Consider the following 16040-nt stretch of genomic DNA (forward strand, 5'->3'; position numbering starts at 1 on the left):
GGTGACGCGGGACCGCGGTTTTGGTGGTGGCTAGTGGTCGCCCGCGACGCGGTGACGTTCCCCGAGACCGTCACCTTCGCCGCCGTGCTGCTCGACCCCGGGATGCAGGAACGGATCTGGAACGATCACGGGCGCGGCGGACCGGTACGCCCCTTCCGGCCGGACGGAGCGTTCTTCCGCGAACTCGCAGTACGGCTGGAGCGGCCCTGGCTGGCCGACTGTGAACAGGCTGCGCAGCGTGGGCTGGTGTTGGAAGGCCCGCTGCATGCCGGGCCGCTGCTGGATTGCATGGGCGCGTTCACCCGTGTCCGGCGCGGACAGCAGCACCCCAACGGGTACGGGCTGGATCCGTGGTGGCTGCGCGCGGAGCACCGCCCCGCCTCGGCCCGGGTTCAACTGCGCGCCCTAGCCGAATGAGTTGCGGCCGCACGCCGCGCCGGTGAGGACCGCGTTGCCCGGCCCGGTGGCGGTCACCAGGCGCGGTAGTACGCAGTGGTGGCGCGCCCGTACCGGTCGCGGAACAGCCGACGGGCCGCAAACGGGACCGTACTGGTCCCGGCGCGGCTGGCGGAGCGGGCTCTCACTGCCCCGTCGGCGGAGCCGCAGCCGGCACAGCGACGGCCCGGGCCGCGGCATGGACCACGCGTTCATACTCCTCGTCGCCCAGGAGGATCGGCAGGCCGAGCATGGTGGCCCAGCAACTTTGACCTCTTCGGGCGCGTCGTCGCCGTGCCGCCGGTACAGCGCCCTTTCCCCGGGTAACCGGGGTGAAGATCATGTGGCCGGATGCGCGCCGGGTCGGCGATGTCATCGGCGGGGCGAGGCGCTGCGCACGGTGGAGGTTGGCTGATTTCGGCGGTTCGCGCGTGTGGGCGCGCTTGACTGGAGCGCATGATCGACGAGCATCACCCGCCGGCCGCCGGCAGCACTGCCTTGCCCGCATCGCCATGGCAGAGCGCGGGAGCGCAAGGTGGTGCGCAGGCCGCAGTGGAGACAGGTCCTCAGGTATCCGGTCCGGCAGACGGAGGATGCGACCAGTCGCCGCTCGTGGCGGTCCGAAAGCCGGCTGGCGCATCCGGGGACTTCGCCGGGCTGCCGGAAGATGGTGAGACGACCGCGGATTTACCGGTCGGGATCGGCGACCGGCTGGAGGCTCGGTTCGTTGACCAGGCGGGAACCGAGCAGAGGACGTTGTGGCTGGAGGCCGCGCGTGGTGTCTGCTTGGAGGAGTGCGGTCCGGTGCGGAGGTTCCCGGTGCGGCACGGCAAGCGGATGGCGCCGGGGTGGTGGTGGTCGGCGACCAACGGACGGCTGGTGCACTACGGGTCCGGGGTCATGCGGGCCCAGGTGATGCTGCTGGACTGGGATCCTTCGGTCGTGGCCATTGCGTGCCGCCCGGTGGAACTTGCCTGGTCTGAGCGTGGCGGGGGCTGGGTGCGGCACGCACCGCATCTGATGGCCCGGCTCGCGGACGGCAGGGGTCTGCTGGCGGACTGCGCAGGGCACGGCGACATCTCTCCGCGCCTGGTCTGCCGGGCGGCGGTGATGGAGGCTGCCGCCGCGGCGGTGGGGTGGCAGTACCGGGTTCTGCGGCCCCCGGATCCGGTTCTGGCGGCCAATCTGCGCTGGCTGGCCGGGTACCGGCACCCCCGCTACAAGGGCGGAAAACTGGCCAGGCTCGCGGCCGCGGCATTCCGGCGGCCGCGGCCCCTGATCGAGGGGGTGCATGAACTTGGCGACCCGATCCAGGTCTTCCCGGTGGTCTTCCACGCCCTGTGGCACGGCGACTTGTCGGCTCCACTCGGCGTGCCCCTGCACGAGCGGGTGACCGTGACGGCGGTTGCCCGAGGGCGGGGGCAGGGATGAGCGGCACGGTACTGGAGCCCGGAGCTCAGGTGCGCTTCGCGAAGCGGACCTGGACGGTCGTCATGCTGGAAGGCCTGTCCGTAAAGCTGATCGACGCGGACAACTCCGTCGCCACGGTCCTGGTGAACTACCTCTTCGCCGACCCCGACTTCGAAGTGGTGGGCTCCCCGCGGCGCAGCGTGCCGCCGTTCGGGCTCCTGGAGGAACTGCCGGAGCACGTGCGCGAGCAGGCGTACGCCTGGGAGCGGCACGTGCGCGAGGTGGAGACCGGGTACCCCGTTCCGGGACAGGATCAGGTGCCGCGGGCCGAGTACGATCCGGCCCGGCGCACCATGGCGGAGCGGGAGGAGGCCAAGGCCGCCGAGCTGACGGCGGCCGGGCAGACGGCCAGTGCGGTGACGGTGCGGCGGATGCGGGCTCGCTACCGGGAGCACGGCCTGTGGGGGCTGGTGGACGGCCGGGCCGCCCGCCGCCGCTCACCTGTGGGACGCGCCGACGAGCGGGTGATCGCCGCGATCGAGCAAGCACTGCAGGCGCAGCGGAAACGATCGACCGGGACGCTGAGCCGGCTGCGGCGCACCGTCGGCTGGATCCTGGAGGACGCCCACGGCGTGGGGGTGGTGAAGGTACCGCCTGCCTCGACGTTCAACCGGCTGGTGCACGCCCTCGCCGACCGCCAGGGACTGCTGGGGACGGCGGCACAGCGGCGCCGTCATTCCTCACGGCCGGCTTCGCCGTTCACCCCGACGGTGGCGTTGCGGCCCGGTGAGCTGGTGATGCTGGACAGCACGCCTTTGGACGTGATGGTGGTCCTGGCCGACGGGGTGGTGGGAAAGGCCGAGTTGACGATCGCGCTGGACGTGGCGACGCGCAGTATCTGTGCGACCGTTCTGCGGCCGATGGGCACAAGGTCGGTGGACGCGGCGATTCTGCTGGCGCAGATGGTGACGCCCATGCGGATGCGCCCTGGGTGGGAAGAGGCGCTGGCGATGTCGCGGTCGGTCATCCCCTATGAGCGGCTGGTGTCTCTGGACGCGCGGCTGGAGGGGGCGGCGGCTCGTCCGGTGATCATGCCGGAGACGGTGGTCGTCGACCAGGGCCGGGTGTTCGTCTCCGCCTCGTTCGTCGCGGCGTGCGACAGCCTGGGGGTGTCGGTGCAGCCGGCGCCTCCGGCCAACGGCCCGGCCAAGGGAAATGTCGAGCGGATGTTCCGTACCATCGGCGACCGGTTCTCCCAGTACGTGGCCGGTTACACCGGCTCCGACGTCACTCAGCGCGGCTCTCACGTCGAGGACGAGGCGTGCTGGACGCTGCCGCAGGTGCAGGATCTGCTGGACGAGTGGCTGGTCGCAGACTGGCAGCACCGTCGGCACGCATCCCTGCGTCATCCTCTGGCCCCGAAGCTCGCGGTGTCGCCGAACGAGATGTGGGCCGCGCTGGTCGGCGTGACCGGCTGTGTGCCGGTGCTGCTCAGCGAAGACGACTACGTCGAGCTCATGCCGGTCAAGCGGGTGGGCATCAACGATTACGGCATCCGCTTCGACTACCGCACCTACGACCACGAGGTCCTCAACCCGCACCGCGGGTTCCAGTCGACGGCCCCGGACGGGATGTGGGAGGTGCACCACAACCCCTATGACCCCCAGCAGATCTGGGTGCGGCTGCCTGGCGGCTGGGAGGAGGTGCCCTGGATCCACAAGGAGCGGGTCAGCCTGCCCTTCACCGACTTCACCTGGCGGCACATCCGCGCGGCCGTCGAGCGCCGCGGCGACCGCGACGAGCACGAACAACAGCTCGCCCAGGCCCTGGACCACCTCCTGCGGCGGGCCGGCAACGGGGAAGGCACCCGCCGCGAGCGGACCGTCGCGGCACGCGCCAGCGCCGCAGCATCCCTCGCCGGGCCCGCCCCAAACCAGCAGGAGCCGCCCGACCCCCTCACCGCCCCGACCCTCTCCTACGGCCTGGTCGGCGCCTTCACCTCAGTAAGCCTGGATGAGCCCGACGACGAAGAGTTCGAGGACGGCTGGGACGAGGACGAAGACCCGCTCGGCACATCAGACGATGCAGGCGACGGCCCCGCCGGAGACGAACAGCCATCCGGGCGGGCCGCAGTCCCCCGCCCGTCGCGGATCTACGATGCCCGCCAGGAGGCAACCCAGTGGTAGCAGTCCCCGAAGCCGGTCTCGTCCCGGACGAGGAGCAGCAGATGGCGGCCTATGCGCCACCGACCACGCGGGAGGGCTGGCAGCAGTTCGTCGGCACTCCCCCACTGCAGCCCCCGCCAGACGCCGGCGAGGACTGGTCGCTTGAGGAACGCCTGGACTACCACTCCCGGTTCGTCGTCCTGACCACCCCGGCTATGGAGCGCATCTCACTGTCGGTTCGGCGACTGATGCTCCTCAACCGCCGCCAGCAGGGCACCGCGCGCCGCGGACTGATCGTGTCCGGGCCGCCCACCACCGGCAAAACCACCACCCTGCTGGAGATGGGCCGCACCTTCGAGCTCGCCGAGCAGCGCCGCCACCCCGGCCGCGCCGACCGGCTGCCCGTGGTGTTCCTGGCGGTGCCGCCCGCCTCCACTCCCAAGATGCTGGTATCGGAGTTCGCCCGGTTCCTCGGTATCCCCATCGCGGTCCGGATGAACCAGGCGCAGATCACCGACGCCGTCTGCCACCTGCTGTGCCAGCTGGGCACCGCGCTGGTCCTCGTCGACGACGTCCACCTGCTCGACACCCGCACCCGCGCCGGCGCGGAGACCTCCGACCAGATGAAGCACCTAGGCGAGAGGATTCCGGCGACCTTCGTCTACGCAGGCGTCGACGTCGAGGCATCCCCCCTGCTCAACGGGCCGCGCGGCGCACAGTTGGCAGGCCGCTTCACCCTGGTCCGCAACACCGCCCTGTCCTGCGGCACCGCCGAACAGCGCGCGACCTGGCTGGACCTGGTCACCGACATGGAAAACGCCCTGCACCTGCGCCACCACACTGGGGGCACTCTGGCCCGGCACGCCGACTACCTCCACCAGCGCACCGGCGGAGTCATGGGAAGCCTCTCCCACCTCATCCGTGAAGCCGCCCTCACCGCCCTCCTCGACGGCAGCGAAAAGATCACCAAACGGCTCCTGGCCGGCATCCAGCTCGACATCCGCGCGGAGCAGCAAGCCCGCCCGCCCCGAAAACGCATCCCGCGCCCCCGCAACAACGGCACTGGATCCTGACGAGGCGGACCAGCCGTGAAGAAGACCACCAGCCCTCTAAGGGAACCTGCCGTCAGAGATTATTCGCAGCCACCACAGCGCGAACAGAACGAAATGCCCCTGCACAGACCGCCTTTGGGCGCGGGGCGTGTCGCTCCGCTGAACGGCGAGACGACGCTGTCGTTCATGAGCAGAGCCGCCTCCCGGTACAAGCTCACGGCCAAAGAACTCATCGGCGCGCTCGTGGACGTGGGGCGGCGGCCCAACCTGTTCACGGTGCGGCCCGACGGAGAAGTGGTCTTCAACGCCGAGGCCCGGGCGGTGGTCGCCGCTTTCTGCCGCATGCCCGAAGAACACCTGCACCGTGCCCTGCCGGCCTGGGACAGAGACGGCCCTTCGAGCAGGCTCGGGAACAGGCCGGCCGCCTGGGTCCGCACCGCAGCCACTATCCCGCCGACCGGCCCCGGATGCCGGGCCTGCACCGCGACCGCCACACGAGGCCGGGAAGAAGCACGCCGCTACCTGCTGCCGCACGGCCGGGTATGCGTCAGGCACCAGTGCTGGATGCTGGAAGCACCCGTCGTCGACGGGGCAGCAGCCGTCCCCGGGCAGTTGGACCTGCGGTATGTGCCGCAGATCGGGGCGGCCCAGCGCCGTCATGTACGGCTGCTGCGGCGCTCTGCGCACGCTGGCGAAGCGTTCACCGTGGCGCAGGCAATCATGGCTTCGTGGTGGGACGAGCCCTGGCCGGAAGAGATCCTCTGGCCCGATCGGCTGCGGCTGATGGCACCCAGCAACGACCTCGCTTGGCGTACCGCGGCGCGGGATGCGGTGACCTATCCCGAAGCCGTCACGCTGGCCGCGGCCCTCGCCGACCCGAGCCTGCAGCAGCGGCTACTCGATGATGCGGGGCGGCATCAGCCGCACGCGCTCGCCGATGTCCCCGGCCTTGTGGACGAACTGGCTCGGCGCCTTGAGCGGCCATGGCTCGCCGGTCGCCTCAGCGCCATCACGACAGGCCCGCTGAACGCCTGGGTACGCGCCTGCGTACGCACCAGAGCCGGGCACAAGCCGAAGACACGCAGCATGTGGCACGTCTCCCCGCCCCACCGGCCCGCACCGATCACCCGGCTCCTGGCCGAAACCCGGCCCGTCGACGAAGCGCCCGGAAAAACGGAGTCGGCAGGGGCGCCGGCCCCAGACGTGGCTGAGACCGCCAAGGGGTTCGCGCGCGGCCTGCGCCACGCCCGTGCCTACGCCACCGAACACGGCCACCTCTGCATTCCTTACCGGCACGAAAAGGACGGGTTCCAACTCGGCCTGTGGCTGTCCAACCAACGCGCAGCAGGCCCTCAGCTCTCCCCCGAGCGCAGCCAGGCCCTGGCCGCTCTTGACCCGTGGTGGAATCCTGCGTGGAGCACGCTGTGGCAGCGCATCTACCTGTGCGCACGACGGCTGCTGGACTCAGGCACCGACATCAGACCCGAGCAGGGCTTCCCGGGCACCAGCGAGAACCTCGGCACCTGGCTGTACCGGCAGTGCCAGGTCTACAGCAGCCTCCACCCCCAGCAGCGCAGACTACTGGCACAGATCGGCATCAGTGCCGAGGCCGCCCGCCACGCACTGCCGCGGCGTCGCAACCTCGCCGAGGCCCGTGACCGGGGCCTGACTAATGCACGCGCCTACTGGAAGGAGCACGGGCACCTTTGTGCGAGCTCTGCTGATACGTACGCCGACTTCCCCATCGGCCAATGGCTGACCAACCTCCGCGTACGCGCCCGACGCGGCATTCTCGATCCCGCCCTCACGCAGCAGCTGGACGCAATGGATCCGTGGTGGGCACCGCCCTGGCCCTCCGACTGGCAGCGAGCCTGCTACACGGTGACCGAACTCGTCCGCTCCGGCCACCCTCTCGACCCCGAAAGCGCCTTTGCAGCCTTCGACGACGAGCTCGGTCAATGGCTATACACCCAATGTGTGTCCTACCCCGGCTTGGCAGTGGAACAGCGCCGACAGCTCGCGGCCGTCGGACTGACTGAGCAGACTGTCCAAACCGCCCGCCCCAACCCCGCCACCCGCAGGCCGTCCCTGGAGACCGGTCTCTACTACGCCCGCTCCTACGCGGCACTGCACGGCGACCTCAACGCATCACCCTCCGACCGGCACGAGGGCTTCCCCATCGGAAAGTGGCTGGCCCGCCAAAAGCACCAGGCCGGCCTTCACACCGCCAAGTTCGCCGCGCCCTACCCAGCCGGCCCACTGCTGGCCGCCGTCGACTCATGGTGGAACCCACCGTGGAACGGGGACTGGCAGATCAACCACCGCGCCGCACGCAGACTCGTCGAGAACGGGATCAGACTCCTCCCCGACCAAGGTTTCCCCGGCACCCCCGACTGGACTGGGCAGTGGCTCTACACCCAGTGCGTCACCTACCAGAACCTCCACCCGGGGCAGCAACACAGGCTCACGCAACTCGGCATCACCACCGCGAACTCCTGCACCGCACAGCCCCGTCGCGTCACCCAGCAAGCATCATTCGACACCGGCCTTGCACACGCCCGCTCCTACGCTGCCCGACACGGACACCTCGCCGTACCCAGAAGCACGAACCACCACGGCTACCGGCTGGGCACATGGCTCGCCCACCAACGCAAACGGGCCGCCAACGGCCGACTACCCCACCACCGCGCCGAGGCCCTCGACGTCCTTGACTCATGGTGGAACCCATCCTGGGGCCTACCATGGCAAATCGCCTACCATGCCGTCAGAAACGAGATCCACGGCCACGCTCTGAACGCGGCCGCAGGTTTCCCCGGACTCCCTCCAGCCGCCACCAGATGGCTGCTCACCCAGTGCACCAACTATGGCGACCTCCATCCGGGCCAGCAGGAACTCCTGACCGGACTCGGCATAACACCCCAGGAAGCACACGCCGTCCGCCCCCAGCAGGAAACACGCACGCGCCGCCGAACCGGCGCCAGCCGGTCGCGCCCCACAACCGTCTCCTCGTCCATCGACGGCGGCCTGCCCTACGCCCGCTCCTACGCACACACTCACGGCGGACTCGGCACCGCCCACTACACCACCGAACACGACGGATTTCCCCTGGGCTGGTGGCTGTACGAGCAGCGCAAACGCGCCGTCGCCCACCTACGCCGCACCGGCCGGCCCTGGCCCCACGACACACAGCTCACCACACTCGACCCGTGGTGGAACCCACCCTGGCGGGCCTCCTGGAACCACAGCTACCACCAAGCCCACACCCACCACACCGCCGGCCGCCCATTCCCTGGCACCACGACCAAGTGGATCCGCACCCAGCAGCAAGCCTGGAACCAGCTCCACCCCCACCAACAACACCTCCTGACCACCCTCGGTATCCACGGACCCGTCCCCCTGATCAGCTACAACAGCCGCCCAATGAAACTGACCCGCCAACCAATAGAACTGACCAACGGATCCACGGCCACCCCGAAGCAGGAAACCCACAGCTCACAGACCCCACCCAGCCCCAGCTCCCAAGCAACGCCAAGCCGCTCGCCAACACACCGGACACCGCCAGCCCCAACCAGCCAACTGATCAGCCCAGCTCAACACCCCGGACACTGATCAGATCGAACGAGCCGCGACAAGCGTGGTGACCTGCGCGGACACGGAGGCCGTCACGCGGGCCGCGCAACACCTAGCGCAACAGATAGGCGCAACCCTTGGCGCAACCTCGTGCTCCTGGCCGACCGGGGCGACCGGTCACGCGGAGCGTCCTCTTCGGCTACAGCCCGAACTGGCTCATCAGGTCCGCGCACAGTTCGTCAGCACTGCTGCGTCCTTCGTCATCCGCCGCCGCAGGGGAAAGCACGGTGTGAGCGGGCTGGAGATGGTGGGGCCTGCGGGCGTACAGCGGCTCCGTCTCCGCCCCATCTCCCCAGGTCGAGGTGAGCGGTGCCATGGCTATGGGCCCGTCTGGAGAGATGATCAGCGAAGTCAGTTGCAGGGTGCTGTCCAGACGCAACTTTCGCTGGTGCTCCTGCGCAGTGGCGATGAAGTCGTAGCAGCACGCCGTCACCAAGCGCTCGGATACTTGAAGGACGTCGTCTTGTCCTGGGAGCTCCTCGCCCCCTGCACGGATGAAGGACAGATTGGCGGCCATCACCACGGTGCCGTCGTAGTGCAGCTCAGTGATGATCTCTCGGTTCATGGGTGACTGGAGGTTGTTGCACACCCAGCGGCGCAGGCCGGGGCGCGGGTTGAGTCGGGTGTCCGGCCCCATCCCGACCAAGGGGCCTGGCACCAGCTCTCTCGCGTGCAGAACGCGAGCTCGCGTCTTGGCGGCCTCCAAGACCTCCCGTGCCTGATCCCGGCTCATCGTGTAGGCCCCGCGTGGCAGGGGCCTCTGGGGTCGGGAGACCGCGATGAACCAAGCTGAGGGCACGTGGGCGTGCGCGGTGACGGTCTGGGTGGTGAAGTCGATGTGGCGCTGGATCTCTTCTTCTGCCCGGCCGACGCGGGTGAAGCGGTCGCGGTAGGCCCGCTCGATCTGGTGCTCTGCCATCCAGGCTGTGTGGTCGTTGTCCCGGTAAGGGACGACCGCAGCCTGCTGTTCCTTGTCGCGTGCTGCGCCGCCGTACACGAAGTGAGGTGCCATCTCGCTGGCCGGCACATCGACGACCAGGACGGTCTTCGTCCCGTCGGACAGCTCGAGTATGTCCAGGTCCGGCAGGTAGGGCTGGACGTGGTTGCGGATCCACTGGGCGTACTGCTGCCGGTTGACCTCGTCGGGGTCGATGCCCGTCAGGACGGTCGTCTTGTCCTGGACCCCGAAGATGATCAGTCCGCCACGGGTGTTTGCCATGGCGGCGACGTCCTTGGCGAACTCGTTCCAGCGACCGTCCCGGGGCGGCTGAGGAAGCATTTCCTTCCAGTCCAGGTCGTCGGACTCCTCCAGGTTGTCCGCTGCGGCCTGGCTGACCATGTCGAAGGTGAGGGGCCCGGGCGGGCATCCGAGGTGTTCGTGGAGTCTTGTCCATGTGCGTGCCATGCGCGGCAGCGTAGAGGGCGTATCGAACCCTGTCAGAGACACTTCCCTCGCGCGATGGCATGCGGTGATCAACCACGCCAGGAAACCCGCCGTCAGGAACAAGGCCGTCGTGCTGCACTTCGGCCAACCCGCGCAGGGTCCAGAGTCCCGCCCGGGGCCTCAGCAACCGATCGCCAAACGTGAGGTCAGATCCTGGTCGACGGCAACGTACGCCGATAGCGGGCCGTTGCTGACGTAGCTGAGTTCACCCCGCAGTACGGCGGACTGAAGGTGTACACGCACGGTCACGGCAGACGATCTCGATACCGGGGCGCTTCGCCAACCAAGCCGCCAGGGTGTCGGCCTCGCGATCCGGCAACAAGTCCACCGGGCTCCGGGTCTCGACATCGACAAGCACTGTTCCATAGATCCGGCCTCTGCGCTGGGCGTATTCGTCCACGCCGACCACTCGGGGCGCAACTGCCGGAGGGTCTGGCAACGAGGTGATCAGCCGCAGCAGGGTGTTGCGGCTGACCGGTGCCCCGAAGACGCTGGCCATCCGGGCGCCGCCACGGCCAGCCAGCGCAAGACCGACGGACGCGAGTGTTGAGCGCAGCCGCTCGGTCCGACGTCCGTACCGGCGGGTGAGGCCGGGCATCTGCTCAGCAAAGGTCTGCTGGGTGCCGGAGTACTCCGTGCAGGTGAACCGGCGGACCCTCAAGGACAGCACCACACGTGGCCTGCTGCCGGAAGGCCGTGAGGAAACCGCAGGTACGAGCCGTGTACTCGCGTCGACCATTGCCCGCAGCTCGGGCAGGACGCCCCGCCCATCGTGGAGCGGACCTCTACCTGGACACCAGCCTCGGCCACGTCGACGGCCACCACGTGGACGCCCTCAACCGACGAGAGCAGCACCCCTTCGAGCTGTATCCGTACTTCGTTCACGGCGAAGCACTGTCGGCCAGCCCCCACTCACCGCAGGCAATTTCCGGGCGACATTGCACGCCATCAATCGGAGAGCAACAGTCACGCTGCGTGCACGACCACGGAAAGTGGCTCTGTCGCTGATTTGGGGGTGTCACCGGTTGATCAAGGTGACAGGAGGATGCGGCGTCGCAGGAGGTCGAAGTTGGCCCGCCCGTACATCTGTCTCTTCAGCAGCTTGATTCTGGTGACGTTGCCCTCGACCGCTCCCGAGGTGAAGGTGGTGGTCAGGGCGGCGAGCACTGCTGTGCGGTCGCGCCGTATGCCAGCGGCCAGGGTGCGGAGTTCTCGTTGTCCGTCGAGACGGACATCGGCAAGCCAGACGTCGAGGGCCAGGTGCTCGCTGCGGCGTTCGCGCACCATCGCGGCCAGGCGCCGGGCGTATTCGGTGGTCGTGGCCAGGGCGGGGCTGCGTTCGCACAGCTCGTCGAGGCACTTGCGGTCGGTCTCGGTGAGGTGTTCGGGCCGGCGCATGATCCAGTCGGTGACCCGGCGGACGGTCAGATGGGGCAATGGGGCATCCGTCGGGACCGTCCCGGTGCGGTAGGGCCGCAGGTGGCGGCGGACGGTGTTGACGTCGCCGCGATAGCCCAGCTGCTGGATCTCCCGGGTGAGCGCGGCGGCGTTGGTGCAGCCCTCCATCCACCGGTGATGCAGATAGAGCCGGTAGTCGTCGATCACGCTCGGGCGGTGGATCACCGCGACGAGAAGCTGTTCGACGTCAGTGGCCCGGGCGAAGCGCAGAACGGTGCCGCGGCTGAGACGGAGTTCGCGGGCGATGGCTCGCAGGCTGTCGCCGCGTTCGATGCGTTCGTGGATCTGCTGGTGGCGTTCGCGGGTGCGGGCGACCAGCGGCCGAGGCCGTCCGTGCACGTCCAGTTCGCCCAGGGTGGCGGGGTGGACACCCGCTGGTGGGCGGGTGTCGCCCCGGTCGGCCCGGACGGTGAGGGGTTCACGCAGGTCGGCGCGGTGTCGTCCGACGACTCGCTCGACGGCTTCGGCGAGGTTGTGCAGCAAGTGCCAGGCATCGGCAACTTGCCGGGCCTGTGGTGCACCGGCCTGGGCGCCTTCGCGGAAGGAGCCGGCACGGTCGCGGCAGACAACCCTCACCTCGGGGTGTTCGCGCAGCCATGCGGCGAAGGTGTGCGCGGTGCGGTCCGCGAGGACATCGACAGGGCGGCGGGTGCTCATGTCGACGAGGATCGTCGCGTAGGTACGACCGCGGCGCACAGCGAACTCGTCGACACCCAGACATGGGACAGACTCCGGCCGCGGAACGGGCAGTGCGCGAAGGAGGCGAAGCAGGGTGTCCTTGCCGGTGGTGACGGCCAGGCGTCCGCACAGACTGGCGCCGGCACGTCCGCCCAGAAACAGGGCGATGTCGGTCAGCTGGGCGGTGAGGGCATTCGTGCGGCGCGCGTGTCGACGCGTCAAGTCCGGGATCTGCTCGGCGAAAGTTCGACGCCCGCAGCTATCGTTGCCGCACACGAGTCGACGTGCCCGCAGGTCCAGTCGTACCTGCCGACCAGCAACGGGACGGTCCGCCAGACACCGCTGGTAGTAGCAGTGCACTCGCGAGGATCTCCATCCGCATCCTGGGCAGGCGGCCGACCCCACCGTGGACCGCACGGCAAGACGGACCTCAGTGTCCCCAAGAACCACCTCGTCTACCTCGACTCCGACCCCCTGAAGAAGGAGGTCAGCGAGGCGAACCACATCCCCCACGCCAAGGTGATGCCCACCCGCCCTTGATCGTCACCCACCCCCAAATCAGCGACAGAGCCCAGAAGTTGGACCAGAACCACTACTGCTCGATAAAGCCACCTGCCCGAGGTGGTGGAGACCGTCTGGCTGCGGACCATCGTGCAGACCTGCGTGGTGCATCTGCTGCGGGACTCCTTCCGCTATGCCGCCCGCCAGGATTGGGACAAGATGGCCAAGCTTCTGAAGCCGGTCTATACGGCGCCGACCGAGGAGGCCGCTCTGGAGCGGTTCGCCGAGTTCGCCGACGCCTGGGGCCAGAAGTATCCGGCGATCGTGAAGCTGTGGGAGAACGCCTGGGAGGAGTTCACTCCCTTCCTGCGGTTCGACACCGAGATCCGCCGCATCGTCTGCACCACCAACGCGATCGAGTCGGTGAATGCCCGCATCCGCCGGGCGGTCAAGGCCCACGGACACTTCCCCAACGAGCAGGCCGCATTGAAGTGCTTCTACATGGCGATCATGTCCCTCAACCCCACGGGCAAGGGCCAGGCCCGCTCGACCATGCGCTGGGAGACCGCGCTGAACGCCTTCGACATCACCTTCGACGGCCGCCTGTCAGCAGCCCGCCAGTAACCCAACCACCCCAGTTGCACCGCTCGTTTGACAGACCCTTGCCGACGCCGCCCGCGCGATGCCACACACGCTGCGGACCATCGGCGGCGAGGACGAGACGATCGCAGCAGCGCCCGAGTGGATGCAATAATTGCCGTTATGATTGACCCATCCGCCATCAACCTCTATCAATTTCTATGCAGCTGGTACGGCGAACCGGATAAACCGGCAGGACCTCTCGCAAACCATCCCCAGTTGCCACCTCCACTCCTGAAATGGCACGCCCTCGCTGCCCAGTGGTCACGTCCGCTACTGACAGTGAAAAAGTTCCTCCCACTGGACAGAATCTCTCTTCATGGCGACATAGCGGTCTTCATGACCGATCCAGCTGACACAATTTGGGGTTTCGACCCGTCAGCCCCAATGGATGTCTACGAGGGTAAGCTCCATGGAGGATGGAGAAAAGTTCCTGAGGACTTCTCAGAGTTCCTTATCCATAACGCACTCGGCGAGGCCGCGTTCAATGCACCTCACACAACAGCTTGCGACTCGATGCCGAATCAAAGGATGAGTGACGTACTCGCCCCTCTGACACAAGTCGCATTCGGCGAATGGAACTGGCCAGCGTCTGGCCACCAGATCTTCATGAGCGAGACCGTCATCGCTCACGTCTGCCCAGCACTGAAAGACGGCGCGCCGCTGGACTCTCCCGCAGGATGTAGCGAGGTCCAAGTCGGCAGTATTGAACCAACAGGCATCTCATACTTGCATGAGATGCCTGGAACCGAGTGGTTTTAAATATCAACAGCCACACGATGCTGCCCCTAGCGCCCTGAACCAGACGCTAGGGGCAGCATTATTCCTAATTCTTCAGCCCGAAGGTTTCGGTGTGAATATCACCACCGCTGTCCCTGAATGTAACCCGCAGAGTTGCACCCTTGGGAAGCATCCGATCCAGGCGTTGCATACATGGACCGCAAATGTAGTCCTGATCGATGTAGAGATCGGCGTTGCTCCACCCCTTCTCTCTCATAATCGCTACCGCATGAGTTTCAGTATGCTCGCGATTAACTGAGCTCACGCCAGGGGGGTCCACGTAGTCGTCAGGGCGATTTCGGAGCCCAGAAGACACTGGGATGGCTCCATCGTGCCCCTCAACAAAGAGGGCACCGTTCGTTCCTCCAGGCTCCTTAAAGGTGCCCTTGGCGGCTGCGGCCGCGGCAAGTCCGTCCTCGCGCGTGACTACGACACCAGCACCGTCGACCCCTTTAGCGAGACGATTTTTCGCCGTACTGAAAAAGCCGAACAATATACTCGATGCCCAGGTCGCCCCTCCAGACGAGAAGGCACTTCCGGCAACGTCGCACGCCGACTCATCTTGATGAAAAGTACAGTTGTAATAGTCATCAAAGACGGTCAATCCCTTGTAGGCGCGAATTACCCGTTCCCGGAACTCCGCATCACATCCGTTACTAACAGTGACACCGCAGATGTCGATCGTCGACGGGTTCTTAGCAGGCAATTCACCGTCGAGAGCCTGCTGACATAGAGCCGTACAGCCCGACCAGTCGTCCCCGCTGGAGCCATCGTCGTCAATCGTGACCGTACCGTCGTCGTCGACAACTGGGCCCCTGTCTACGATGCCTCCGTTTCCGCCGGGTCCGCATTCGTTCCATCCGCCTTCGCAGTCGGCGAGCCTGGTGCCTGTGGGGTCAGAGTACGTAATGGGGTTGTTCGCGGCGTAGCTGTACCCGTTGAGGGTTTGGGGCTTGCCGGCTTCCAGAAGGGGGTCGACCGAGATGAATTGGCCGATGGTGGGGTCGTATTCGCGGGCGTCGATGTGGGTGAGGCCGGTGGTCGCGTCCCGGGTTTTGCCGAGGAATCCCTTGTCGTCGGGCCAGGGGCCGTACTGGGCTTTGCCGCGGTCCGCGCCGAAGGGGGTGGTGTAGCGCTTTGTGAAGGTGAGGGTGCTGTCTCGGTTGATGGCCAGGTGGGAGGTGCCGTGGTGGTCGCTGACGAGGTAGGTGACCTTGGTGGTGCCGGTCTGGTTGGAGCGCATGGCGGCGGTGATGCCGCCTGCGGCGTAGTAGCGCTGGGCCCAGGTGGTGCCGTCGGTGCGGAGGTGGAGTTCGGTGGCGCCGGCGTAGAGGATGCGTTCGCCGTTTTCGGTGGTGCGGATGAGGAGGGTGCCGTCGGCGGCGTAGAGGTAGTCGGTGGACTGGTCGTCCTGGGTGAGGCGAGCGAGTCTGCCTTCTTCCGACCAGGTCAGGTTCTGGGTGGTGTCAGTTGCGGTGCCGGGGCGCTGGGTGGTGTTGCCGGTGGTGTCGTAGGTGTAGGTGCGTTCGGGGGTGGTGCAGTCGGTGCCGGTGGTGGTGCCGGTGAGGGTGTGGGGCTGGTTGGTGTTGGTGTAGCAGTAGGTGGTTTTGGTGGTGTCACTGTTGGTGTGCTGGGTTTCGGTGGTGCGCTGGCCTGCGGTGTTGTAGGTGTAGCTGGTCCAGTAGGGGGCCGGTCCAGACAGTGCGGTGGCGGTGGGGGTGTCGGTGCACTTCTGGGAGGTGGGGGTCCAGGCTTCGGTCAGGCGCTGGTGGGCGTCGTAGGTGAAGCACTGGGTGTCGGCGCTGGTGGTGCCGCCGAGGGTGGTGGCGTCGCTGATCTGGGTGAGGT

At 67.5% G+C, this 16040-nt stretch carries 9 protein-coding genes and 3 pseudogenes; 7 read left to right on the forward strand and 5 right to left on the reverse strand.

Translation table 11 applies throughout. The features are described 5' to 3' along the window. From RIF68_RS08050 to RIF68_RS08070, 5 genes and pseudogenes are all read left to right on the forward strand, one after another. Nucleotides 1-417, forward strand: a pseudogene (locus RIF68_RS08050) (DNA-binding protein); the annotation flags it as partial. Between the two features lie 474 nt (nt 418-891). Further along, nucleotides 892-1866 carry a TnsA-like heteromeric transposase endonuclease subunit gene (locus RIF68_RS08055; RefSeq protein ID WP_309050445.1) on the forward strand — a complete coding sequence of 325 codons (975 nt, stop codon included), beginning with the start codon at nt 892-894 and terminating at the stop codon, nt 1864-1866. Then, nucleotides 1863-4031 (forward strand): transposase, encoded by a 2169-nt coding sequence (locus RIF68_RS08060; protein ID WP_309050446.1) that lies wholly within the window; start codon nt 1863-1865, stop codon nt 4029-4031. The genes RIF68_RS08055 and RIF68_RS08060 overlap by 4 nt, the downstream gene beginning before the upstream one ends. 41 nt (nt 4032-4072) lie before the next feature. Next, on the forward strand, nt 4073-5083 hold the full coding sequence (locus RIF68_RS08065) for a TniB family NTP-binding protein (RefSeq protein WP_309050454.1): 1011 nt from the start codon (nt 4073-4075) through the stop codon (nt 5081-5083). Between the two features lie 15 nt (nt 5084-5098). After that, nucleotides 5099-8671: a helicase associated domain-containing protein gene (locus tag RIF68_RS08070; RefSeq protein ID WP_309050447.1), complete on the forward strand. Its 3573-nt coding sequence runs from the start codon at nt 5099-5101 to the stop codon at nt 8669-8671. Nucleotides 8672-8831: 160 nt separating this feature from the next. Here RIF68_RS08070 and RIF68_RS08075 read toward each other — a convergent pair whose 3' ends face one another. From RIF68_RS08075 to RIF68_RS36455, 4 genes and pseudogenes are all read right to left on the reverse strand, one after another. Further along, nucleotides 8832-10097, reverse strand: coding sequence for an ATP-binding protein (locus RIF68_RS08075; RefSeq protein ID WP_309050448.1), 1266 nt, complete (start codon nt 10095-10097; stop codon nt 8832-8834). 244 nt (nt 10098-10341) lie between these two features. Next, complete coding sequence (locus RIF68_RS08080) at nt 10342-10809, reverse strand: transposase (RefSeq protein ID WP_309050449.1); 468 nt, start codon at nt 10807-10809, stop codon at nt 10342-10344. Between the two features lie 356 nt (nt 10810-11165). Next, complete coding sequence (locus RIF68_RS08085) at nt 11166-11741, reverse strand: transposase (RefSeq protein WP_309050450.1); 576 nt, start codon at nt 11739-11741, stop codon at nt 11166-11168. A 330-nt stretch (nt 11742-12071) separates the two neighbouring features. After that, a pseudogene (locus RIF68_RS36455) lies at nt 12072-12785 on the reverse strand (ISL3 family transposase); the annotation flags it as partial. A 99-nt stretch (nt 12786-12884) separates the two neighbouring features. Here RIF68_RS36455 and RIF68_RS08095 point away from each other — a divergent pair. Both RIF68_RS08095 and RIF68_RS08100 read left to right on the forward strand, forming a co-directional pair. Next, a pseudogene (locus RIF68_RS08095) lies at nt 12885-13397 on the forward strand (transposase); the annotation flags it as partial. Nucleotides 13398-13694: 297 nt separating this feature from the next. After that, nucleotides 13695-14174 carry a hypothetical protein gene (locus RIF68_RS08100; protein ID WP_309050452.1) on the forward strand — a complete coding sequence of 160 codons (480 nt, stop codon included), beginning with the start codon at nt 13695-13697 and terminating at the stop codon, nt 14172-14174. A gap of 64 nt (nt 14175-14238) precedes the next feature. Here the strand turns inward: RIF68_RS08100 and RIF68_RS08105 are convergent. Next, the coding region (locus tag RIF68_RS08105) for an RHS repeat-associated core domain-containing protein (protein WP_309050453.1) at nt 14239-16040 on the reverse strand (1802 nt) is incomplete at its 5' end.

The organism is Streptomyces sp., assembly GCF_031178505.1.
Lineage (GTDB): Bacteria > Actinomycetota > Actinomycetes > Streptomycetales > Streptomycetaceae > Streptomyces > Streptomyces gulbargensis.